This is a genomic window from Bacillus sp. ISL-77, assembly GCF_018613105.1.
On record NZ_JAGGQY010000015.1, the window covers coordinates 1 to 24,086 of the forward strand.

The window sequence follows — 24,086 nt, forward strand, 5'->3', positions numbered from 1 at the left end:
CTCTAACGGGTACAGTTTATATGGGTCATGTCTTTTTTTATTTATTGCAACAAAATCTATCTGACAAAATCCGTTGTGAATAGTGGAAAATTCTGTTTTTTTGATTACAGAAAGTGACACACTTCAGCCATGCAAGTACGTTATACTTTTTCGTAAACAGAAAGGAAAAGCTGACAATTTAAAGGGAGGAAGCTCGCCTGACTATTTATTTAGATGTGATTTGGGCACTAAATTTGTTTTTTGATAGCCTGCTTCTGTATTTAACAGCTATTTTTCTAAAAAGAGAAATTAAATTAGGGAGACTACTTGCTGGCGGATTTATTGGTTCAATGATAATTTTATTATCATTTACACCATTAAATGTCTATACAAGCCATCCAATTTCAAAATTCATGTTTTCAATCTTGATGGTGTTAATTACCTTTGGGTATAAGCGAATGACTTTTTTCATTAAAGCCTTAATGACGCTATATGTTTCAACTTTTTTAATTGGCGGGGCATTAATGGGGGCACATTATTTTATTCAATATGACTCTGAATTGACAACTAAGGTCCTAATGACCAGTGTAAAAGGTTTTGGAGACCCAATTAGTTGGGTATTCGTTCTTATTGGTTTTCCGGTTGCCTGGCATTTCTCAAGAAAAAATGTAGAAAGTATGGAGATGACCAAAATTCAATTTGATCAAATTGTTAAAGTAACCGTGGAAATTGACAATGAAACACTTACTTTTAAAGGATTAGTGGATAGTGGAAACCAACTTTATGATCCGTTGTCAAAGCTTCCTGTTATGTTCGTCTCAATTAAAAACCAACTAGATACAATCCCAGAAACGATACAGAAACTTGCGGATGATCCAGAAATACTTTTAAAAGGGAGTGGAGAAATCCCAGAGGAATGGCAAAGCAGGCTCAGGATCATCCCTACTCGCGTGATTGGACAAGAGCATCAGCTTATTATAGCGGTTAAACCTGAAAGCATATTGATCGAACATAACGGGACTCAGTATTTATGTGAAAAAGGCCTTGTATCTTTTACAATAAAGCAACTCTCTAGTGAGGATGCATTTCAATGTATTGTTCATCCAAAAATGCTAACTGGGCATAAACAGGAAACTGAAACCGTTAAGGTGAGTTAATATTACTATACTCAGAAAAACATATTTTAGAAGGAGGAACACGCATGAAAAAATGGAGGCTTCGCCTATCCTACTACTGGTATAAACTATTAATGAAATTGGGCTTAAAAACGGATGAAGTTTATTATATTGGTGGCAGCGAAGCATTACCGCCTCCTTTGAGTAAAGATGAAGAAGAGTTGTTGTTAAAAAAACTACCGGGTGGTGATAAAGCCGCAAGGTCGATATTAATTGAACGTAATCTCCGTCTAGTTGTTTATATTGCTAGAAAATTTGAGAATACAGGTATTAATATCGAGGATTTAATTAGTATCGGGACCATTGGATTGATTAAAGCCGTAAATACCTTTAATCCTGAGAAAAAAATAAAACTTGCTACATACGCCTCTAGATGTATCGAGAATGAGATTCTCATGTACTTACGACGTAATAATAAGATCAGATCAGAGGTATCCTTTGATGAACCTTTGAACATTGATTGGGATGGAAATGAGCTTTTATTATCTGATGTATTAGGAACAGATGATGATATTATCACAAAAGACCTAGAGGCCAATGTGGACCGAAAGTTATTGACAAAAGCACTGCATCAGCTTACAGACCGTGAAAAACAAATAATGGAGCTTCGGTTTGGTCTGACAAATGGGGAAGAAAAAACTCAAAAAGACGTAGCCGACATGCTGGGAATTTCCCAATCCTATATATCAAGATTAGAAAAAAGAATCATAAAAAGATTAAGGAAAGAATTTAATAAGATGGTGTAAAGAAAAGAAAATTTTTTTCATTCGAAAAACCTAAGAATTTCGCGACTTAATTACATTCTTCGACAAATATGCACTTGTCCACCATCGTGGATAAGTGCATATTTTTCCTTCTCAAGGTAATACTGTTTTTTGTACAGCAACTCCTGTGAGGAGGGAAAAGGATTGACTCGAAATAAAGTTGAAATTTGCGGTGTGGACACAGCAAAACTTCCTGTATTAAAAAATGAAGAAATGAGAATACTCTTCAAGCAAATGCAAGAGGGCGATATTTATGCCAGAGAAAAGCTCGTCAACGGTAATTTACGACTCGTATTAAGTGTCATTCAACGATTTAACAATCGAGGCGAGTTTGTTGACGACCTGTTTCAGGTTGGCTGTATTGGACTGATGAAATCAATCGATAACTTTGATTTAGGTCAAAACGTAAAGTTTTCGACTTATGCCGTACCAATGATTATTGGAGAAATTCGAAGGTATCTACGTGATAATAATCCAATTCGCGTTTCAAGGTCCTTGAGGGATATAGCTTATAAGGCCCTCCAAGTAAGGGAGCGATTGATGAGCGAAACTTCACGTGAACCCACTGCAGAAGAAATCGCAAAGGTCTTAGAAGTTCCACACGAAGAAATCGTGTTCGCTCTTGATGCCATACAGGACCCAGTGTCCCTTTTCGAGCCAATTTATAATGATGGCGGCGACCCAATTTATGTAATGGACCAATTAAGCGACGAGAAAAATAAAGATATCCACTGGATTGAAGAAATTGCTTTAAAAGAAGGAATGCGAAGGTTAAACGATCGTGAAAAATTAATTTTACGTAAACGATTTTTTCAAGGAAAAACACAAATGGAAGTCGCGGATGAAATCGGGATATCTCAAGCTCAGGTTTCTCGACTAGAGAAAGCGGCCATAAGGCAAATGAATAAAAATATTCAAAGTTAAGCTGTCCTTTGGGCAGCTTTATTTTTATTCTTTTTACTAAAATGATATGAACAATCATATATTTTCTATAGTAATAAAACTGGGAGTGAGAGATGATGGTGAAAATTTCCGAATTCCAAATAAAAGATGTGGTTAATGTATCAGACGGAAAAAGGCTTGGTAATATAGGTGATATAGAGATCAATTTAACCACAGGTAAAATTGATGCCGTCGTGATTAGTGGCAGCGGCAGAGTACTCGGCTTTTTTGGAAAAGATGATGACGTGGTTATTCCGTGGAAAAATATCATTAAAATTGGTCAGGACGTAATTTTGGTAAGGTATAAAGGAAGTGAAGAGAGATTTTCATCGGAAACAGAGGTTTGACAATAGTTATTTGCGGTGACCATTTTTTCGTTTCATGGTAAACTATAGAAAAAAACAAAAGAGGTATGGTAATGGAACCCTTTGTTTTAAAGAATGAGTCATTTTTTTCAATAGAAAGCTGGATAAGGCAATTTCCTGGTTTAGTTGCGGGTATGACAACCAAAAATGGAGGAGCGAGTAAAGGGAATTACGAAACCCTAAACCTTGGCTTTCATGTTGGAGATGACAGAAGCGATGTTTGCATTAACCGAGGAAAAGTTTCTGAACTTCTGAAGTTTCCTCTAAACACCTGGGTTGGGGCAGAACAAACACATGGTATTCATCTTAAGAAAATTTCAAAAGCAGATCGAGGTAAAGGGTCAAATTCCTATGAAGATTCTTTTAAAGACACTGATGGTTTTTATACGAATGAGGAGGGTATTCTTTTATCGCTTTGCTTTGCCGACTGCGTCCCTCTTTTTTTTATTGCACCTGAATCAAGGATGATTGGAATTGCCCATGCTGGCTGGAAAGGGACCGTGGGTCAAATTGCCAAGGAAATGATAAATGCATGGGGAAGAGAAGGAATTAATCCCCAACAGATTTTTGTGGCAATTGGCCCATCAATTTGTGAAAAATGTTATATTGTTGATCAGCGTGTTATAAATTTAGTTGAAAATACACTAGTAGATGTCGAAACATTACCCTATAATTTAATTAATGATGGCCAATACTCTTTAGATTTACGTGAAGTAAATAGACAAATTATTGTCAATTCAGGTGTACCTGATACTAATATTCAGATGACTGGATTTTGTTCTAGTTGTGATAAAGAGTTTTTTTCCCACCGCCGTGATCAAGGTAGGACAGGAAGAATGGTAAGTTTTATTGGCTGGAAGGAGACTACGAAAAGTTTATGAGGGTTGCAGTAAAGTTTGAACAAATAAAACAACAAATTATTGAGACATGCCTTCGAGTAGAGCGGGACCCTGAAGAAGTGAAAGTGATAGGCGTTACGAAATATGTTAGTACGGAGAGAGCTATCGAAGCATTACAAGCTGGCATCATAAATTTAGGTGAAAATCGTGATGAGGGGCTCCTTCATAAGTGGGAAGTTCTTAAGGACAAGCCTAATTGGCATTACATCGGTTCGCTTCAGACGCGAAAAGTAAAAAATATTATTAATATAGTTGAATATATTCATTCTTTGGACCGGATTTCTCTTGCAGAAGAAATCAATAAACGAGCAGAACAAAAGGTAAAATGCCTGGTTCAAGTCAACGTCTCTGGGGAAGAATCTAAGCACGGCTTAAGTCCTGAAGATGCGATAGTCTTTATTGAATCGCTTCGCAAATTTGAGAGGATTAGCGTGGAAGGTTTAATGACAATGGCTCCATTAACGGATGATGAAGACCAAATTCGAGAATGTTTTCGCAAATTAAGAGAGCTTCGCGATCAAGTTCAAGCCCTAAATTTGGATTACGCCCCATGCACAGAGCTTTCGATGGGTATGTCTAATGATTATGTAGTTGCTATTGAAGAAGGGTCAACAATGGTAAGAATAGGCACAGCGCTTGTTGGTGAAGATGGTTAGGAGAGAAGATAATGACGATTAAATCAAAATTAAAAACATTTTTCTTTTTAGATGATGAATATGATGATAATAATGATGATTATGCACAAACAGTTGAACCGGCTCCCGTAAAGCAAAAGCAACAGCATCTGCCAGTGGTAAAAAACCAAAATGTTGTTAGCTTGCAAAGCGTCCAAAAAACTACCACTTCATCAAAGTCATCCAAGGTAATATTAGTTGAACCACGTACATATTCTGAGTCAACTGATATTGCAGACCATTTAAAAAATCGCCGGGCAGTTGTAGTGAACCTGCAGCGGATTGATAATGAACAAGGCAGGCAAATTGTTGATTTTCTAAGCGGAGTTGTCTATGCCCTCGGGGGTGACATTCAAAAAATTGGTTTAAGTATATTTTTATGTACTCCTGATAATGTTGAGGTGTCAGGAAATATATCCGATCTGATTCCTGACTTTGATAATCAAAATACGAGGTGGTAATGTTAAATGGCATTTGTATTTAGTTTATTACAACAGTTAATTCAAGTTTATTCGTGGGCATTAATTATTTATATTTTAATGTCTTGGTTTCCAAATGCTAGAGAGTCCTCTATTGGTCAATTTTTAGCAAAAGTTTGTGAACCTTATTTAGAGCCATTTAGAAAAATCATCCCACCTCTTGGTATGATGGATATATCACCTATTGTTGCATTTCTTGTTTTAAACTTCGCGAGCAGTGGTTTAGGCAGTGTATATCGCTGGCTTGCATAAGAATACTGAAACTAGGTTGTGTTTTGAAAAATGAATATTTACCAGCATTTCCGGCCAGAAGAACGAGAATATATTGACCAAGTGTTAAATTGGAAGGATTATGTCGAGACGCAATATACTCCTAAGTTAACAGATTTTCTTGATCCAAGGGAACAGCATATTCTAAAAATATTAATTGGTGAACATGGTGAAGTAAACTATAAACTTTTTGGCGGCAGCCCGGATGTTGAACGAAAAAGAGCCTTAATCTTTCCAGATTATCTAACCGCCACGGAAGAAGAATTTCAAATCAGTCTTTTTGAAATCCATTATCCAACCAAATTCGTCACGATCGAACATCGACAGGTATTGGGTACGTTAATGTCTTTAGGGCTAAAGCGAGGGAAATTTGGTGATATCCTCAATAAGGATGATAAATGCCAATTTTTCGCTGCAAAGGAAATAAGCGACTATATAAAAACTAATGTCGAAACAATTGGCAGGGCTGGCGTTAAACTAACTGAAACCGATATCGAGAATGCCATCCGTACCAATGAATTATTGGTCGATAGTGATTTAACAGTATCTTCACTACGATTGGATACTGTTATTTCAGGTATTTATCATGTATCACGGCAAAAATCACAACTTTTTATTCAACAAGGGCTCGTGAAAGTGAATTGGACATTAACCGAAAATCCTTCATTTGAATGCGATATTGGTGATATGATTTCAGTTAGAGGATACGGCAGAGCAAAAATTCTCGCCATCGAAGGGAAAACAAAAAAAGAAAAATGGCGAATAAATGTCGGAAAACAAAAATAACTACATAAGTGAAGAAGGAAATTCGAAGAATGTTGTCGAATAATTGCTTATACATATAGAATTAGAGATTGTATGGAGGTGGCATCAATGCCGTTAACACCGTTGGATATTCATAATAAAGAGTTTAATAAGGGTTTTAGAGGATATGATGAAGATGAAGTGAACGAATTTCTCGATCAAGTCATCAAAGATTATGAATTAGTACTCAGAGAGAAAAAAGAAATGGAAGAACGCTTAAACGATATGAAAGAGCGTCTTGGTCATTTTGTTACTATTGAGGATACTCTGAATAAATCAATCATCATTGCTCAAGAAGCTGGGGAAGATGTAAAACGTAATGCCCAAAAGGAAGCGAAGTTAATCATTAAGGAAGCAGAGAAAAACGCGGATCGAATTGTCAATGAATCACTTTCAAAAGCAAGGAAAATTGCTCTTGAAATCGAGGATTTAAAAAAACAATCAAAAGTATTCCGAACTCGTTTTAAAATGTTGATTGAAGCTCAGCTTGATATGTTGAACACGGATGATTGGGATCATTTATTAGAGTATGAGGTAGATGCGACAGAGCTAAAAGTTCATCAAGAAGAAGATTCATTAGCTTGACGAAATGCGTTTTTTTAGCATATAATTTCTTAACAGTTATAAAAAATGGTCAATGACGATGAAAGGGAAAGTACAATTTTCTATGGCTTTTTAAAAGCGAGTCGGGGGTGGTGGAAGCCCGGTAAAGTTGGAAATTGGAAAATCACCCTCGAGTTCCAGGTCGAACCTCCTTCTTTAAGGATAGTAGGCTTAGGCGTGTTATTCACGTTACGAATGTTTAAGAGGATAGAACGATTATTTCGTACTATTTATCAGGGTGGTACCGCGGGAATAAAACCTTCTCGTCCCTATTTTGGGATGAGAGGGTTTTTTTGTTTGTCTATTGGCTATTCTTTGTTATATGAAGAGGATTACAGGAGGAAGAAAAGATGGAATATAAAAATACGTTATTAATGCCGCAAACTGAATTTCCGATGCGTGGTAATCTTCCACAAAGAGAACCTGAGATTCAGGCAAAATGGGAAGAGATGAATATTTATAAAAAAGTACAGGAACGGACCAAAGGACGTCCTATGTTTGTTTTACATGATGGTCCTCCGTATGCCAATGGTGATATCCATATGGGCCATGCCCTTAATAAAATTTTAAAAGATATGATTGTCCGTTATAAATCTATGAGTGGTTATCATGCACCATACGTACCTGGCTGGGATACACATGGACTCCCTATTGAGCAGGCGTTAACCAATAAGGGAGTGAAACGCAAAGAAATGACGGTTGCAGAATTCCGTCAACTTTGTACAAAATATGCTCTTGAACAAATTGATAATCAACGTGAACAATTTAAACGCCTTGGTGTCCGTGGTGACTGGGAAAATCCTTATATTACTCTTAACCCATCATATGAAGCACAACAAATTAAGGTTTTCGGTGAAATGGCCAAAAAGGGTTATATTTATAAAGGTCTTAAGCCTGTCTATTGGTCCCCTTCAAGTGAATCAGCACTTGCAGAAGCAGAGATTGAATATCAGGACAAAAAGTCTGCATCCATTTATGTGGGCTTTAAGGTAAAGGATGGTAAAGGTGTTCTTGACGCGGATACCCAAATTATTATCTGGACGACTACTCCTTGGACAATTCCTGCAAACTTAGGAATTTCAGTGCATCCTGACTTAACATATGTGGTGGTATCTGCAAATGAAAACAAATACCTAGTTGCTGAAGCTCTTCTGGAAGAAGTTTCGAAGGTAATTGGCTGGGAAGAAGCAACAGTTATTAAGAAGGTAAAAGGAAATGAATTAGAGCATATTCTTGCCATCCATCCTCTATATGGTCGTGATTCATTGGTCATGTTAGGTGAACATGTAACAACTGATGCCGGTACTGGATGCGTTCATACAGCACCAGGCCACGGGGAAGATGACTTCCATGTAGGTCAAAAATACGGTTTAGAAGTATTATGCCCTGTAGATGATAAAGGCGTGATGACAAGTGAAGCACCGGGCTTTGAAGGATTATTTTACGATAAAGCTAATAAACCAATTACACAAGCATTAGAAGATACAGGTGCACTACTTAAGCTTTCGTTTATAACTCACTCTTATCCGCACGACTGGAGAACGAAGAAGCCGGTTATCTTCCGTGCTACAGCCCAGTGGTTTGCTTCTATTAAGGATTTCCGTAATGAATTACTCGATGCGGTGAAGGAAACCAAGTGGATTCCTGCTTGGGGTGAAACGCGGTTATTTAATATGGTGCGTGACCGTGGGGACTGGTGTATTTCCCGTCAACGTGTCTGGGGGGTACCAATTCCTGTTTTTTATGCAGAAAATGGGGAAGAAATCATCACTGATGAAACGATCAATCATGTTTCAGATTTATTCCGTGAGTTTGGTTCTAATATTTGGTTTGAACGTGAGGCAAAAGATTTACTTCCGGAGGGCTTTACCCATCAAGGAAGTCCAAACGGAACATTTACAAAGGAAACGGATATCATGGACGTGTGGTTTGATTCAGGTTCCTCACATCAAGCAGTGTTACTTGAAAGAGATGATTTAGTTCGACCTGCCGACCTTTATCTTGAAGGCTCTGATCAGTATCGTGGCTGGTTTAACTCGTCATTATCAACTGCGGTAGCTGTGACAGGTGAAGCACCGTATAAAGGAGTATTAAGCCACGGCTTTGCTCTTGACGGTGAAGGTAGAAAGATGAGTAAATCAATCGGGAATGTAGTGATCCCTGCAAAAGTGATGAATCAATTAGGCGCAGATATCTTACGCCTTTGGGTTGCTTCCGTTGATTATCAAGCAGATGTTCGTGTTTCCGATGCTATTTTGAAACAGGTTGCTGAAGTGTATCGTAAAATTCGTAATACTTTCCGGTTCTTATTGGGGAATTTAGCAGACTTTACACCTGCTGATAGAGTTCCTTATGAAAATCTACGGGAAGTCGATCAATTCATGCTTGTTAAATTAAATAAGCTGATTAAAAATGTTCGGAAGGCCTATGAAAACTATGAATTTGCAGGTATTTATCATGCGATTAATAATTTCTGTACCCTTGATTTAAGTTCATTCTATCTAGATTTTGCAAAAGATGTCCTTTATATTGAGGCAACAGATAATCATGAGCGTCGTGCGATCCAGACAGTTTTATATGAATCACTTCTCGCTTTAACTAAGTTGGTTTCGCCAATTCTGTCCCATACAGCTGATGAAGTGTGGAAATTCATTCCATCTGTAACAGAAGAAAGTGTTCAATTGACTGACCTTCCAGAATACCAGGAGTTGAGCAATGCAAATGCTTTGGAAGAAAAGTGGACTGAATTCATGAATCTGCGTGATGATGTGTTAAAAGCACTTGAAGAAGCCCGTAATCAAAAGGTGATTGGAAAATCGTTAACCGCAAAAGTAACCCTGTATGTTAATGAAAAATCGAGACAGCTATTAGATTCTATTGATGAAAATATGAAACAGTTGTTTATTATCTCAGGCTTCGAAGTGGCGGGAACATATGAGGAAGCACCTGAACATGCGGTGAAATTAGAAACTGCAGCCATTGTTATTACGAAAGCTGAGGGAGAAACATGTGAGCGCTGCTGGATTGTTACACCAGAAGTGGGTCAAAATCCAGAACATTCCACACTTTGCAACCGGTGTGCCGACGTAGTAAAAGAAAACTATACCCATTTAGCATAAATAAAACGAAGCCCTGTGCAAAAAATGCACAGGGCTTTTAATTTTTTCCTTCTCCGTTAATTGTTGTAGTTGTTGTCAAATGTTTTTCTGAGTTAAGTAATAATTGACGGAAATAATAAGACAAATGAGTAACGGAGGTAACAACTATGAATGCCACGCAGGAAAAGCTGTTCTTTGAACTCCGTCAAACGAAAGAAGAAATTGAATATTCGTTAAAAAATAAACAAGTAAAAAATTGGTTTACAACCATTTTGGAAGAGGAATTGTCAGATACTATTACAGCAATCCAAAAGTTAGAAAATGGGAATTTTGGGCAATGTGAAATTTCCGGTGAATTTTTATCCGCTGATTTATTAAACATGATTCCGACCTTAAAATCACAAAGAGACTCAGAGTATTTGGAAAGTTACTTCAAAAAATCAATTTACCATTCTTAATTAATAATGTTCCATTTTCGTTTAGCGAAAAAGTATGCTAAAATGCTTAAGAAGTATGAAAAGCGAAAGCGCCTAGAATCGTAAGTCTAGGTTGATGTGGAGGTATTTCTTAGTGTTTTACTACTTAATCGCACTTTTTGTTATTTTATTAGATCAAATTACGAAATGGTTAATTGTAAGCAACATGTATCTAGGAGAAAGTATTACCATCATTGATAAAATTTTCTATATTACTTCTCATCGTAATCGTGGAGCAGCATGGGGGATATTACAAGGTCAAATGTGGCTTTTTTATGTAATTACTGTAATTGTAATAGTTGCTATTATGTATTATCTTTACAAAGCAGTAAAAGGAAAATGGCTGCTCGGGGTATCGTTAGCATTAATGCTCGGAGGCGCCATTGGCAATTTTATTGACCGTGTGATTCGTAAGGAAGTTGTCGACTTCATTCATACGTATGTTTTTGGCTATAATTTCCCAGTCTTTAATATCGCAGACTCAGCTTTAGTGATCGGTGTCATCATGTTAATGATTCAAATGTTGCTAGAAGAGAGAGAATCAAAGGAGAAATCATATGGAGAAAATGGAACACACCATTCTTGAGGAGCAAAAAGGAGATCGGATTGATAAGGTGATCTCAAGCTTTGATGAAGAATGGTCCCGAACACAAGTACAGCAATGGATAAAAGAAGGTAATGTCCTTGTGAACGGACAACAGATTAAAACCAATTATAAATGCAGCACGAATGATCAAATTGAGATCACAATACCAGACCCAGAAGAACTAGATGTATTACCTGAAGATCTAAACTTAGAAATTTTTTATGAAGATAAAGATGTATTGGTTGTAAATAAACCAAGAGGGATGGTTGTTCATCCGGCACCAGGGCATTTGTCAGGGACATTAGTCAATGGTTTAATGTTCCACTGTAAGGATTTATCGGGTATTAATGGTGTATTAAGACCCGGTATTGTTCACCGGATTGATAAAGATACTACTGGGCTGTTGATGGTGGCCAAAAATGATATGGCTCACGAAAGCCTTGTCAATCAATTGGTGGCTAAAACTGTCACTCGTAAATATAAAGCGATTGTCCATGGTGTTATTCCACATGACTTTGGAACTGTTGATGCTCCGCTAGGCAGGGATACAAAAGACCGCCAAAGTATGACAGTTGTTGACCACGGAAAACATGCTGTCACTCATTTCCATGTGATTGAACGGTTTAAAGACTTTACTTTTGTAGAGTGCCAATTAGAAACTGGACGAACACACCAAATTCGTGTTCATATGAAATATATTGGCTATCCGCTCGCTGGTGATCCAAAATATGGACCGAAAAATACTCTGGACATAGAAGGACAAGCCTTGCATGCAGGTGTGCTTGGATTTAACCACCCGAGAACTAACGAATATTTAGAATTTGAAGCGCCACTTCCAGAAGATATCGAATTGTTGCTAGCTCAGCTTCGAAATAATCGTTGACACAGTCGTTTATTTAAAGTAAGATGATTTTAGCTTAATAAGCCTTTAAAACAGTCCCGAGAGGCTGAGAAGGAAACGGTTAAGATAATGGGCAAATTGTGCCCATATCTATAAATTAACTTGTTAACCTCTCACCAGAATTGGGTGAGAGGTTTTTTATTTTTACTAAAGAAGAAGGTGTAATATGAACCAAAAAGCTGTTGTCCTTGATGAACAAGCAATCGGAAGGGCCCTGACTAGAATTGCCCACCAAATTATTGAAAAAAACAAAGGAATAGAAGACTGCATTCTGATTGGTATCCGGACGAGAGGCATCTATCTTGCGGATCGACTTGCAGCAAAAATTGAAGAGATTGAGGGCAAGTCGATTGCTATAGGTGAGATAGATATTACCCTTTATCGAGACGATTTAACTAAGAAGACGGAAAGTCAAGAACCACTTGTTAAAGGCTCAGATATTCCGGTTGGTATAAATAATAAAAAAGTAATTCTTGTTGATGATGTTTTATATACGGGAAGAACAGTCAGAGCTGGACTGGATGCCTTAATGGATATAGGACGCCCATCAGTTATCCAACTTGCGGTATTAGTCGACCGAGGACATCGTGAACTTCCAATCCGGGCAGATTATGTAGGGAAAAATATCCCAACCTCAAGTGATGAAAAAATCGTTGTTGAGTTAGCCGAAGTGGATAAGGTTGATCAAGTAAGTATATTTGAAAAATAAATAGCAACCCTTTTAAATTTAGTCCTGTGAGGCTGACAAAGGGGAATATGCCAACATGAGACTTCATTATGGCATTTCCATACCCTCTTTGTACCCTTATCGGCAAAGAGGGTTTTTTTTATGAAAAAAATAGATACTAATAAAATGTAGTATATCAAATGGAGGAAATCCAATTGAACAATAAACCTATCCTAGACGTAAAAGAGATTCCAAAACCATTTCAATGGATAACATTAAGCTTACAGCATTTGTTTGCTATGTTCGGTGCAACAATACTTGTTCCCTACCTGGTGGGTTTAAGCCCAGCGATTGCACTTATTTCAAGTGGACTTGGAACATTGGCGTTTTTATTAATAACTAAATTCAAGGTTCCGGCTTATCTGGGTTCATCCTTTGCCTTTATCGCACCTGTCATTGCTGCCAAAACAGCAGGCGGCCCTGGTGGTGCGATGGTCGGTACTTTTCTCGCAGGATTAGTTTACGGAATTGTTGCACTTGTCATAAGCAAGGCGGGGCACCGTTGGATCATGAACCTGCTGCCACCAATTGTTGTCGGCCCAGTTATCATTGTTATCGGATTAGCTCTATCTGGAACTGCAGTGAATATGGCAATGAATAATCCTGCGACTGGAAAGTACAGCTTGCTTCATTTCTCCGTCGCACTTGTTACCTTGGCAGCGACGATTATTTTCTCGATCTATGCAAAAAAAATGTTAAGCATGATTCCTATCTTAGCAGGGATTATTGTGGGATATATCTATGCACTACTAGTTGGGATCGTCGATTTCAAACCAGTATTAGATGCTAAATGGTTTGAAATGCCTGAATTTATCCTTCCATTTGTAAGTTATAAAGTAAAATTCACTTGGGATTTAGTCCTATTAATGGTACCAGTTGCAATTGTAACTTTATCGGAACATATCGGACACCAGTTAGTACTAAGTAAAGTAGTTGGTCGTGATTATATAAAAGAACCCGGCTTGCACCGCTCGATTCTTGGTGATGGAACAGCAACAATTATTTCTGCCTTGGTTGGCGGCCCACCCAAAACAACTTATGGTGAAAACATTGGTGTCCTTGCCATTACAAGAGTATACAGTGTGTATGTCATTGCTGGTGCAGCAGTCTTCGCTATCATCTTTGGTTTTATTGGAAAAATAACGACCTTAATCGGGACCATTCCAACACAGGTTATGGGCGGAGTTTCGATTCTGCTTTTCGGAATTATTGCTTCTTCAGGGTTGCGAATGCTGGTTGATAGCAAAATTGATTTTGGAAACAAGCGTAACCTTGTCATATCTTCTGTCATCCTGGTGATTGGAATCGGTGGCGCTGTGATAAAAGTATCTGATTCATTGCAAATCCAAGGTATGGCATTGGCAGCAATTTGCGGGGTTCTCTTAAATCTCATCCTGCCTGGCAAAGAACCAATTAATGAAAATATGCTTGAGGAGAATCAATCCTCTGAAAAGCGGAAAACTGCATAATAAAGTTTCAACTTTTTAAATAAATCCAGAGAGATTTATAAGGGTGTAAGCTTGATGCCATGATTTTAGTCTCATGGATTAAGTCGTGAATTCTTACACCCTGAACCAACCAATGGTCAGGGTGTTTTTTTATCAAAATGAGAGGCGGGAAAAAGACGGATGATAAATCACTTACTAACCACAAATGAATTAAAGGTGGAGGAGATTAATCAAATCTTAGCAGATGCTCATGGATTCAAAAACGGAATGAAGTGGCATCCTGAAGGGCAAATGTTTACTGCCAATCTATTTTTCGAACCAAGCACAAGAACTAAGAGCAGCTTTGAAGTGGCACAAAGAAGATTAGGATTAGAAGTTATTCCTTTTGAAGTTCTAACCTCAAGTGTTCAAAAAGGGGAGACACTTTATGATACTGTGAAGACCTTAGAATCAATTGGCGTCAATACGATTGTCATTCGTCATGAGCAGGATCGCTACTTTGATGAGTTAGTTGGGAAGGTTAACATCCCAATCATCAATGGCGGTGATGGATGCGGACATCATCCAACACAATCGCTTCTAGATTTACTGACCATTCAACAAGAATTTGGCCAATTTGCAGGATTAAAAATTGCCATTGTTGGAGACATCCGACATAGCAGGGTGGCGCGTTCCAATGCAGATGTTCTGACAAGGCTGGGAGCGGAAGTGGTTTTTTCTGGACCAGAAGAATGGTTTGATACAAGGAGTGTAGATATATCCAGGTATAGGCCTATTGATCAGGCAGTACAAGAAGCAGATGTAGTGATGCTGCTGCGCGTTCAACACGAACGGCACCATAATAAAAGCAGTTTTACAGCAAATGAGTACCATAAACAATTTGGGCTCACTTTAGAAAGAGAAAAAATGATGAAGCCGGATAGTATCATTATGCATCCTGCTCCAGTAAATAGAAATGTAGAAATAGCTGATAGTCTTGTGGAGTGCAAGCGGTCAAGAATTTTTAAGCAAATGGAAAACGGCGTTTATGTTAGAATGGCAGCAATTAAGAGATCAATTGAAAGTCTTGAAGGAGGAAAAAATTATGAACATTCTTATTCAGAACGCATGCTACATAGCCTCTAATGGGGAAAGAAAACATGCTGATATATTGGTGAAAAATGGCGTTATTGCAAAGATTGAAACGAACATTGATGCGATTGTGGACCGGATTGTGGATGCAGCAGGGAAGTTAGTTTCACCAGGATTTATTGATCTACATGTTCATCTTCGCGAGCCTGGCGGTGAAAAAAAGGAAACCATCGCTACAGGGACACTTGCCGCAGCTAGGGGCGGGTTTACAACATTAGCAGCGATGCCAAATACAAGACCGGTGCCTGACACCAAGGAACAAATGGAATGGTTGCAAAACAGAATCAGCGAAACAGCAAAGGTAAGGGTTTTGCCATATGCATCGATTACGACTAGACAGCTTGGCCAGGAACTAACTGATTTTGAGGCATTAAAAGAAGCGGGAGCGTTTGCCTTTACCGATGATGGTGTCGGAGTTCAGTCGGCTGAGAGGATGCTAGCAGCCATGCGGAAAGCAGCAGCCAATAATATGGCAATCGTTGCACACTGCGAAGAAAACACGCTAATTAATAAAGGCTGTGTCCATGAAGGTTCTTTCTCAGAGAAACATGGCTTGAATGGTATTCCTTCCATCTGTGAATCAGTTCAGATTGCAAGAGATGTCCTCTTAGCCGAGGCCACAGGCTGTCATTATCATGTCTGCCATATTAGTACTAAGGAATCGGTTCGGGTGGTAAAGGATGCAAAACGAGCAGGCATTAATGTAACTGCAGAAGTATCACCGCATCATTTATTATTATCTGAAGATGATATTCCAGGGCTTGATACGAATTTCAAGATGAATCCACCGCTTCGTGGTGCAGATGACAGAACGGCCCTAATCGAAGGACTTCTAGATGGAACGATTGATTTTATTGCAACCGATCATGCGCCGCATACAGCAGAAGAAAAAAGTGAAGGAATGGTTCTCGCTCCATTCGGAATTGTTGGACTAGAAACTGCGTTCCCACTGCTGTATACACATTTTGTATTAAAAAATATCATCTCGCTTAACCAATTAATTGAATTTTTAACAATAAAACCAGCGGAAGCATTCGGGCTTCCATATGGAAGAATAGAAGTAGGCGCACCAGGAGATTTAGTAATCTTGAACCTCGATGAAGAATATGAAATTAAACCAGAAGAATTCTTATCAAAAGGAAAAAATACTCCATTTGGCGGCTGGAATTGTAAAGGCTGGCCTGATATGACCATAGCTGGAGGGCAAATTGCTTGGGAAAAAGGATGTGTACTAGCATGAAAAAACAGCTTATCTTAGAAGACGGTACAATTTTTATCGGTAAAGGATTTGGCAGTGATACTGAAACGATAGGTGAAGTGGTGTTTAACACAGGGATGACTGGCTATCAAGAAATCCTTTCTGACCCATCCTATTGTGGGCAAATTGTAACACTAACCTATCCGCTTATTGGTAACTATGGGATTAATCGTGATGATTTCGAATCAATCAATCCGGCTGTGAAGGGATTCGTTGTTAAAGAAGCGGCTGAATTCCCGTCCAATTGGAGAAGTGAATATACGTTAAATGAATATTTTGAAATGAAAAAAATCCCGGGAATTGCAGGGATTGATACACGAAAATTGACAAGAATTATCCGCCAATACGGAACACTAAAGGGAGCAATTTGCAGTATTGAAAAAGATGCAAATGAGGTTCTACAAAAATTGCGTGGAACATCGCTTCCAATCGATCAGGTACGCCAAGTATCAACTAAAAATGCCTATCCTAGTCCTGGACGCGGGAAAAGAGTTGTACTTGTTGATTTTGGAATGAAGCATGGAATTTTACGTGAATTAAATCAGCGCGGCTGTGATGTGATCGTTGTACCATATCACACTACGGCTGAAGAAATTCTTCAATTGAGTCCAGACGGAATTATGCTGTCAAATGGACCTGGGGATCCAAAGGATGTACCAGAAGCAATCGATATGTTAAAAGGAGTATTAGGCAGAGTTCCATTATTCGGAATTTGTCTTGGCCATCAGTTATTTGCCCTGGCCTGCGGGGCGAACACCGAAAAAATGAAGTTTGGTCATCGCGGTTCCAATCAACCTGTCAAAGACTTAACTACAGGGAAGGTTGCGATTACCGCACAAAACCATGGATATACAGTTGAAGAAGAGTCAATCAAAAACACAAGATTACAAATTACTCATATTGCCATAAATGATGGAACGGTTGAGGGACTAAAACACCTAGATTATCCGGCATTTACTGTTCAGTATCATCCGGAAGCATCTCCAGGACCTGAAGATGCAAACGGCTTATTTGATCAATTTCTTGCCCTAATGGAAGAGAACAAACAGGAGGTTACAGCAAATGCCTAAACGTACAGATATCAACTCCATTTTAGTAATTGGTTCGGGTCCAATCGTCATTGGGCAGGCTGCAGAATTCGACTATGCTGGTACTCAAGCATGTATCGCTCTAAAAGAAGAAGGCTATCGTGTTATCCTAGTAAACTCTAATCCTGCAACCATCATGACAGATACAGAAATTGCTGATGCTGTTTATATCGAACCATTAACAGTAGAGTTTGTCAGCAGAATTATTCGTAAAGAACGTCCAGACTCCCTTCTAGCTACTCTCGGCGGACAAACAGGTCTTAATCTGGCTGTTGAGTTGTCTGAATCCGGAGTTTTAGCTGAGTGCGAGGTTGAAATTCTTGGTACTAAACTTTCCGCGATTAAACAAGCAGAAGATCGGGACCTATTCCGCAGCTTAATGAATGAGTTAAACGAACCGGTACCTGATAGTGCAATCATTCATGAATTAACTGAAGCTAAGGCTTTTGTTGAACAGATTGGTTTCCCTGTGATTGTCCGTCCTGCCTATACTCTAGGAGGAACAGGAGGCGGCATCTGTCATAATCTAGAAGAACTTGAGGAAATCATTGCAAGCGGACTAAAGCATAGTCCTGTGAATCAATGTTTGCTCGAAAAAAGTATTGCCGGTTTCAAAGAAATCGAATACGAAGTTATGCGCGATGGAAACGACAATGCAATTGTCGTTTGTAACATGGAAAATATTGATCCGGTGGGTGTTCATACTGGGGACTCCATTGTGGTTGCACCAAGTCAAACCCTTAGTGATCGAGAATATCAACTGCTAAGGAATGTATCACTAAAAATCATTCGTGCTTTAGGAATTGAAGGGGGCTGTAACGTTCAGTTGGCCTTAGATCCAGATAGCTACAATTACTATATAATCGAAGTAAATCCACGTGTTAGCCGTTCTTCGGCATTAGCATCAAAAGCCACTGGTTATCCAATTGCCAAGCTTGCTGCAAAAATTGCCGTTGGCTTAACGCTGGATGAAATGTTGAACCCGGTTACTGGGAAAACGTACGCAAGTTTTGAACCAGCTCTCGATTATATTGTAACAAAAATCCCTAGATGGCCGTTTGATAAATTTGAATCAGGGAATCGTTCACTGGGGACTCAAATGAAAGCAACCGGAGAAATTATGGCGATTGGTCGGACCTTTGAAGAATCCCTATTAAAAGCCATTCGTTCCCTTGAGGCGGGCGTCTTCCATTTTGAATTAAATGGAGCGGAGGAAATTGACGATGAATTACTCGAGAAGCGGATTCGAAAAGCAGGAGATGAGCGTCTCTTCTACATTGCAGAAGCGTTAAAACGAGGACTAACCATAGAAACCTTGCATCAATGGAGTAAAATCGATTTATTTTTCTTAAAGAAAATGGAAGGGATTGTATGTCTGGAAGCAAAAATCGCTGCTAATCCTTTTGATAACGAAATCCTTTTTGAAGCAAAGCAAAAAGGTTTTACTGATAAAAAAATCGCTGAACTTTGGAATAGTAATGAAAAAGAGATTTTTAACCTGCGAAAGAGCCTAGGGATTATCCCCGTTTATAAAATGGTTGATACTTGTGCAGCAGAATTTGAATCGGAAACACCTTATTACTATGGTACGTATGAAGAGGAAAACGAGTCGGTCGTAACGGACAGAAAAAGTGTGATTGTTCTCGGGTCGGGACCTATCCGTATTGGTCAAGGAATTGAGTTTGACTATGCTACTGTTCATTCGGTTAAAGCCATTAAGGAAGCAGGATATGAAGCAATTATTATTAATAATAACCCTGAAACGGTATCCACCGATTTCAGTATTTCCGATAAGCTTTACTTCGAGCCGCTGACGATTGAAGATGTCATGAGTATTATTGAGTTAGAAAATCCAATTGGGGTTGTGGTCCAATTTGGCGGGCAAACAGCTATCAACCTTGCCGCAGATCTTGCTGAAAATGGTGTCAAAATCCTTGGAACAAGCCTTGAAGATATAGACCGTGCTGAAAATAGAGATAAGTTTGAACATGCTCTTCAACAATTAAATATTCCACAGCCGTTAGGGAAAACAGCCTTATCAGTGGAAGAAGCGGTGGTGATTGCCAACGAAATCGCTTATCCTGTTCTAGTCCGCCCATCCTATGTTCTTGGGGGAAGGGCAATGGAAATTGTCTACCATGAAGAGGAATTGCTTCACTACATGAAAAATGCTGTTAAAATTAATCCAGATCATCCAGTGTTGATTGACCGCTATTTAACAGGAAAAGAAATCGAAGTAGATGCCATCTGTGATGGAGAAAATGTACTAATACCTGGAATTATGGAACATATCGAGCGGGCGGGGGTCCATTCTGGTGATTCAATTGCTGTTTATCCGCCGCAAACTCTTACTGAGACAGTAAAACAAACACTTGTGGAGTATACAGAGAAATTAGCAAAGGGCTTAAACATTATCGGATTATTAAATATCCAGTACGTTCTGGCAGGGGATCAAGTCTATGTGCTTGAGGTCAATCCGCGTTCAAGCCGTACAGTTCCATTCTTAAGTAAAATAACGAATCTTCCAATGGCGAAAATAGCCACTAAAGCAATTTTAGGCGTATCGATTGTTGATCAAGGGTACATTCCTGGTCTTGCCACTGAAAAAGAAGGGGTTTTCGTAAAGGTTCCTGTTTTCTCCTTTGCTAAGCTCAAAAGTGTGGATATAACCCTCGGACCGGAAATGAAATCGACAGGGGAAGTAATGGGTAAGGATGTAACGCTTGAAAAAGCTCTTTATAAAGGATTAGTTGCTTCAGGTATGAATATCCAAAAGTTTGGTACGGTATTGTTTACTGTAGCAGATAAAGATAAACAGGAAGCCTTAAAGCTGGCGAAGCGATTTTCCGCTAACGGCTATCGTTTAATGGCAACGAGCGGTACAGCAGCTGTCTTAGAGGCGGCTGGACTAAGAGTCAAAGAGGTCGGAAAGATTGGTTCGGAAGGAAAGACTCTTTTGGATGTCATTCAACATGGCGAAGCGCAATTTATAATTAATACACTGACCAAAGGTAAACAACCGCAACGCGACGGGTTTAGAATTCGCCGGGAAGCCGTTGAAAATGGGGTTCCGTGTTTAACTTCATTAGACACAGCCGATGCTATCCTTAAAGTGATTGAGTCGATGAACTTCTCGGCTGAAGCGATGGATTCAGTGAAAAAGGAGGCTGTCTTTGCTTGATTAGAAAAGAGTTATGCAAAATCAGCAGCCAAAAAGAAATTGCTGAAGACATTTATGAGCTTACTGTTAAGGGAGAATTGGTCGGACAAATTAGTGCCCCGGGTCAATTCGTGCATATTAGGGTCTCAAGTGGGTGGGACCCGCTTTTACGAAGGCCCATTAGTATCTCTTCCTTCGATAAAAAACAAAAGAGCATGACCATGATCTATCGCAAGGAAGGAAGAGGAACAACAATGCTAGCAGAATTGGGTCCAGGGAAGAAACTTGACATCCTTGGACCGCTCGGCAATGGCTTTCCTGTCGATGAGGTCAGCAGAGGTGAGACAGCCTTGCTTGTTGGCGGTGGAATCGGTGTTCCGCCACTATATGAACTTTCTAATCAATTAGTCGAAAAAGGTGTAAAGGTTATCCATGTCCTAGGCTTTCAAACGGAAGCGGCGGTTTTTTACGAAAAGGAATTTTTAGAAAATGGTGAAACCTACGTGACTACTGTTGACGGTTCCTATGGTAGGAAAGGATTTGTAACAGATGTCATGAAGGATTTACGATTTGATTGTATTTATACATGCGGACCAACACCAATGTTAAAGGCGATTGAACAAAGTTATTCGGATAAAAAAATGTTTTTATCATTAGAAGAACGAATGGGCTGCGGAATTGGGGCATGCTTTGCCTGCGTGTGTAAAAGTAAAGATGACCCAACCGGAGTTGCCTATAAAAAGGTATGCAGCGATGGGCCCGTTTTTCGCGCCGGGGAGGTATTGATATGAGCCGTTTGAACATCGAATTACCGGGTTTAACACTGAAAAATCCTATCATGCCTGCCTCGGGATGTTTTGGATTTGGACGGGAGTACAGCCAATTTTATGATTTGAGTGTATTGGGCGCGATTATGATTAAAGCCACAACAGTAGAACCGCGGTTCGGAAACCCAACCCCAAGGGTAGCAGAAACAACATCAGGGATGTTAAATGCAATCGGATTGCAAAATCCAGGCCTTGAAAAAGTACTAGGCGCGGAGCTGCCTTGGCTCTCCCAGTACGATGTCCCGATTATCGCAAATGTTGCAGGGTCACTCGAAGAGGATTATGTGGAGGTTGCTCGCAGAATATCAAAAGCACCAAATGTGCATGCATTGGAACTAAATATCTCATGTCCAAATGTAAAAACGGGAGGGATTGCATTTGGTACAATACCTGAAGTAGCTAAGCAATTAACCCGGAAGGTAAAGGAAGTTTCTGAAGTGCCAGTGTATGTGAAGCTGTCACCGAATGTCACTAATATTGTGGAAATGGCGAAAGCGGTGGAAGCTGGGGGCGCCGATGGTTTAACCATGATAAATACACTTGTTGGGATGAGGCTTGATTTAAAAACGGGCAAACCGATTTTAGCCAATCGTACAGGCGGCTTATCAGGTCCAGCTATTAAACCTGTGGCCATTCGGATGATTTATGAGGTCAGTCAGGCTGTATCCATTCCGATTATTGGCATGGGTGGAATTGAGTCGGCTGCCGATGTGATTGAGTATTTCTATGCAGGCGCAAGTGCCGTAGCAGTTGGAACTGCAAATTTTGTGGATCCCTTTGTATGTCCAACCATTATTGAGGAATTACCAGCTTTACTAGAAAAATTAGGCTTTGAACACATCAGTGAATGTACAGGAAGGAGCTGGAAGGAAGATGGACAACTCGCTTATCATCGCGCTTGATTTTGCCAATGGCAGCGAAGTGAATCGTTTTTTGCAGCCTTTTGAAGGCAAGGAGCTTTTTGTGAAAGTTGGCATGGAGTTATTTTATCAAGAAGGCCCTTCAATCGTTCATCAATTAAAAGAAAAAGGTCATCATATTTTTCTGGATTTAAAGCTTCATGATATTCCGAACACTGTGAAAAGTGCAATGAAGGGGCTTGCCCGATTGGAATGTGACTTAGTTAATGTTCATGCTGCCGGGGGAAAAGAGATGATGGCAGCTGCACTTGAAGGACTGGAGGCAGGAACTTCTGCAGGACGGAAACGACCTGATTGCATCGCGGTAACACAGTTGACGAGTACATCAGAAGAGCAAATGAATAAAGAACAGCTCATTCCTGTTTCATTGGAAGAATCCGTTTTACATTATGCGTTACTTACAAAAGAAGCTGGCCTGGACGGTATCGTCTGCTCTGCTTGGGAAGCTGCTTTTATTAGGGAGAAAGCTGGGCAATCGTTTTTGACCGTATGCCCAGGAATTCGCATGGAGTCTGATCAGGTTGGAGATCAAAAGCGAGTGGCTACACCGGAATTTGCGAGAAATTCGGGGGTAAGTTCTATTGTTGTGGGGCGTTCGATTACTCGGTCAGTTGACCCAGTGAAAAGCTATGAAAAATGGATGGAAGCATGGAAGGGGATACGACAATGAAACACGTGATTGCTGAAAGATTATTAGAAATTAATGCGGTTGCCTTAAAGCCACAGGATCCATTTACTTGGACATCAGGGCTCCGGTCACCAATCTATTGTGATAATCGGTTAACACTCTCATTCCCGGCCGTTAGAAGAGAAATTGCTGCTGGCTTGCAAAAACTCATCCTTGAGAATTTTTCAGAAGCTGAAGTTATTGCTGGTACGGCGACAGCCGGGATCCCACATGCAGCGTGGGTGAGTGAGCTAATGGATTTACCAATGTGCTATGTTCGTTCAAAGGCAAAGGGGCATGGCAAAGGAAATCAGATTGAAGGCAAGGTTGAATCAGGTCAAAAAGTTGTCGTTGTTGAGGATTTAATTTCAACAGGGGGCAGTGTGATTACGGCAGTTCAAGCATTACGGGAAGCAGGCTGTGAAGTGCTTGGAGTTGTTTCCATTTTTACATATGGGCTGGAAAAGGGAAGAGAACTGCTTCAGGAAAACGGGATTAAGGGTATTTCTTTGACTGATTTTCCGACATTAATAGAAGTAGCGATTTCAAAAGGCAACGTTACGGCAGAGGATCAGAAAAGTCTGCTTTTATGGAGTAAAGATCCATCTGAATGGAGCAAACAGTTCGTTGAAACAGATTCGCTGATATAATCGAAAATACGCTGATAAAATGAAATTAACGCTGATAAATCATGTGTTTTCGCTTATAAACAGGTAATATCCGCTGATAAATAGAAAAAGAGGGCATCCAAGTTTGATGTGACCCCCAAAAGTTAGAGTTTTATGTTAAGCAGCTAATTGGCTGGTATGGATACGGAATTGAACCGGACTCATGCCTGCCAATTT

At 39.5% G+C, this 24,086-nt stretch carries 24 protein-coding genes and 1 other annotated feature; all 24 genes read left to right on the top strand.

Annotated elements, in window-relative coordinates; translation table 11 throughout:
* Nucleotides 1–203 precede the first annotated feature (203 nt).
* The 24 genes from spoIIGA to pyrE all read left to right on the top strand — a co-directional run bounded on the left by spoIIGA (nucleotide 204) and on the right by pyrE (nucleotide 23,891).
* Nucleotides 204–1,136, top strand: coding sequence for a sigma-E processing peptidase SpoIIGA (spoIIGA, locus tag J7E77_RS05615; RefSeq protein ID WP_308160422.1), 933 nt, complete (start codon nucleotides 204–206; stop codon nucleotides 1,134–1,136).
* A gap of 44 nt (nucleotides 1,137–1,180) precedes the next feature.
* Nucleotides 1,181–1,900: an RNA polymerase sporulation sigma factor SigE gene (gene sigE / locus J7E77_RS05620; protein WP_088086313.1), complete on the top strand. Its 720-nt coding sequence runs from the start codon at nucleotides 1,181–1,183 to the stop codon at nucleotides 1,898–1,900.
* A gap of 162 nt (nucleotides 1,901–2,062) precedes the next feature.
* Nucleotides 2,063–2,842 (top strand): RNA polymerase sporulation sigma factor SigG, encoded by a 780-nt coding sequence (sigG, locus tag J7E77_RS05625; RefSeq protein WP_026566385.1) that lies wholly within the window; start codon nucleotides 2,063–2,065, stop codon nucleotides 2,840–2,842.
* A gap of 95 nt (nucleotides 2,843–2,937) precedes the next feature.
* Entirely contained in the window at nucleotides 2,938–3,207 is a 270-nt protein-coding gene (locus J7E77_RS05630) for a YlmC/YmxH family sporulation protein (protein ID WP_214713028.1), read from the top strand.
* A gap of 71 nt (nucleotides 3,208–3,278) precedes the next feature.
* On the top strand, nucleotides 3,279–4,106 hold the full coding sequence (pgeF, locus tag J7E77_RS05635; RefSeq protein ID WP_214713029.1) for a peptidoglycan editing factor PgeF: 828 nt from the start codon (nucleotides 3,279–3,281) through the stop codon (nucleotides 4,104–4,106).
* Nucleotides 4,103–4,780: a YggS family pyridoxal phosphate-dependent enzyme gene (locus J7E77_RS05640; protein WP_214713030.1), complete on the top strand. Its 678-nt coding sequence runs from the start codon at nucleotides 4,103–4,105 to the stop codon at nucleotides 4,778–4,780. Before pgeF ends, J7E77_RS05640 begins: the two co-directional genes overlap by 4 nt.
* Before the next feature lie 11 nt (nucleotides 4,781–4,791).
* Nucleotides 4,792–5,259, top strand: a complete 468-nt coding sequence (locus J7E77_RS05645; protein WP_214713031.1) for a cell division protein SepF — start codon at nucleotides 4,792–4,794, stop codon at nucleotides 5,257–5,259.
* A 6-nt stretch (nucleotides 5,260–5,265) separates the two neighbouring features.
* On the top strand, nucleotides 5,266–5,529 hold the full coding sequence (locus tag J7E77_RS05650) for a YggT family protein (RefSeq protein WP_088086318.1): 264 nt from the start codon (nucleotides 5,266–5,268) through the stop codon (nucleotides 5,527–5,529).
* 30 nt (nucleotides 5,530–5,559) lie between these two features.
* Nucleotides 5,560–6,333 carry a YlmH family RNA-binding protein gene (locus J7E77_RS05655; protein ID WP_214713032.1) on the top strand — a complete coding sequence of 258 codons (774 nt, stop codon included), beginning with the start codon at nucleotides 5,560–5,562 and terminating at the stop codon, nucleotides 6,331–6,333.
* An 87-nt stretch (nucleotides 6,334–6,420) separates the two neighbouring features.
* On the top strand, nucleotides 6,421–6,936 hold the full coding sequence (locus J7E77_RS05660) for a DivIVA domain-containing protein (RefSeq protein WP_214713033.1): 516 nt from the start codon (nucleotides 6,421–6,423) through the stop codon (nucleotides 6,934–6,936).
* A gap of 49 nt (nucleotides 6,937–6,985) precedes the next feature.
* Nucleotides 6,986–7,228 (top strand) — a binding site (T-box leader).
* A 76-nt stretch (nucleotides 7,229–7,304) separates the two neighbouring features.
* Nucleotides 7,305–10,073, top strand: coding sequence for an isoleucine--tRNA ligase (gene ileS, locus J7E77_RS05665; RefSeq protein ID WP_214713034.1), 2,769 nt, complete (start codon nucleotides 7,305–7,307; stop codon nucleotides 10,071–10,073).
* A gap of 146 nt (nucleotides 10,074–10,219) precedes the next feature.
* On the top strand, nucleotides 10,220–10,510 hold the full coding sequence (locus tag J7E77_RS05670; RefSeq protein ID WP_214713035.1) for a hypothetical protein: 291 nt from the start codon (nucleotides 10,220–10,222) through the stop codon (nucleotides 10,508–10,510).
* 94 nt (nucleotides 10,511–10,604) lie between these two features.
* A complete protein-coding gene (gene lspA / locus J7E77_RS05675) occupies nucleotides 10,605–11,114 on the top strand; it encodes a signal peptidase II (protein ID WP_251026801.1) in 510 nt (169 codons plus the stop codon).
* The gene (locus J7E77_RS05680; protein ID WP_214713037.1) at nucleotides 11,086–11,997 is read left to right on the top strand and encodes an RluA family pseudouridine synthase; all 912 of its coding nucleotides are present in this window, start codon (nucleotides 11,086–11,088) and stop codon (nucleotides 11,995–11,997) included. The genes lspA and J7E77_RS05680 overlap by 29 nt, the downstream gene beginning before the upstream one ends.
* 184 nt (nucleotides 11,998–12,181) lie before the next feature.
* Nucleotides 12,182–12,724, top strand: coding sequence for a bifunctional pyr operon transcriptional regulator/uracil phosphoribosyltransferase PyrR (gene pyrR / locus J7E77_RS05685; protein WP_214713038.1), 543 nt, complete (start codon nucleotides 12,182–12,184; stop codon nucleotides 12,722–12,724).
* A gap of 158 nt (nucleotides 12,725–12,882) precedes the next feature.
* Nucleotides 12,883–14,211 (top strand): solute carrier family 23 protein, encoded by a 1,329-nt coding sequence (locus tag J7E77_RS05690; protein ID WP_374102954.1) that lies wholly within the window; start codon nucleotides 12,883–12,885, stop codon nucleotides 14,209–14,211.
* Nucleotides 14,212–14,373: 162 nt separating this feature from the next.
* Complete coding sequence (locus tag J7E77_RS05695) at nucleotides 14,374–15,315, top strand: aspartate carbamoyltransferase catalytic subunit (RefSeq protein ID WP_214713047.1); 942 nt, start codon at nucleotides 14,374–14,376, stop codon at nucleotides 15,313–15,315.
* Nucleotides 15,275–16,561, top strand: coding sequence for a dihydroorotase (locus tag J7E77_RS05700; protein WP_214713040.1), 1,287 nt, complete (start codon nucleotides 15,275–15,277; stop codon nucleotides 16,559–16,561). Before J7E77_RS05695 ends, J7E77_RS05700 begins: the two co-directional genes overlap by 41 nt.
* Nucleotides 16,558–17,649: a carbamoyl phosphate synthase small subunit gene (locus tag J7E77_RS05705; protein ID WP_214713041.1), complete on the top strand. Its 1,092-nt coding sequence runs from the start codon at nucleotides 16,558–16,560 to the stop codon at nucleotides 17,647–17,649. The genes J7E77_RS05700 and J7E77_RS05705 overlap by 4 nt, the downstream gene beginning before the upstream one ends.
* Nucleotides 17,642–20,848, top strand: a complete 3,207-nt coding sequence (gene carB / locus J7E77_RS05710) for a carbamoyl-phosphate synthase large subunit (RefSeq protein ID WP_214713042.1) — start codon at nucleotides 17,642–17,644, stop codon at nucleotides 20,846–20,848. Before J7E77_RS05705 ends, carB begins: the two co-directional genes overlap by 8 nt.
* Nucleotides 20,845–21,618, top strand: coding sequence for a dihydroorotate dehydrogenase electron transfer subunit (locus J7E77_RS05715; RefSeq protein ID WP_214713043.1), 774 nt, complete (start codon nucleotides 20,845–20,847; stop codon nucleotides 21,616–21,618). The genes carB and J7E77_RS05715 overlap by 4 nt, the downstream gene beginning before the upstream one ends.
* Nucleotides 21,615–22,556, top strand: coding sequence for a dihydroorotate dehydrogenase (locus tag J7E77_RS05720; protein ID WP_214713044.1), 942 nt, complete (start codon nucleotides 21,615–21,617; stop codon nucleotides 22,554–22,556). The genes J7E77_RS05715 and J7E77_RS05720 overlap by 4 nt, the downstream gene beginning before the upstream one ends.
* Nucleotides 22,528–23,244, top strand: coding sequence for an orotidine-5'-phosphate decarboxylase (pyrF, locus tag J7E77_RS05725; RefSeq protein ID WP_168242735.1), 717 nt, complete (start codon nucleotides 22,528–22,530; stop codon nucleotides 23,242–23,244). Before J7E77_RS05720 ends, pyrF begins: the two co-directional genes overlap by 29 nt.
* On the top strand, nucleotides 23,241–23,891 hold the full coding sequence (gene pyrE, locus J7E77_RS05730; RefSeq protein WP_214713045.1) for an orotate phosphoribosyltransferase: 651 nt from the start codon (nucleotides 23,241–23,243) through the stop codon (nucleotides 23,889–23,891). Before pyrF ends, pyrE begins: the two co-directional genes overlap by 4 nt.
* The last annotated feature ends 195 nt before the right edge of the window (nucleotides 23,892–24,086 follow it).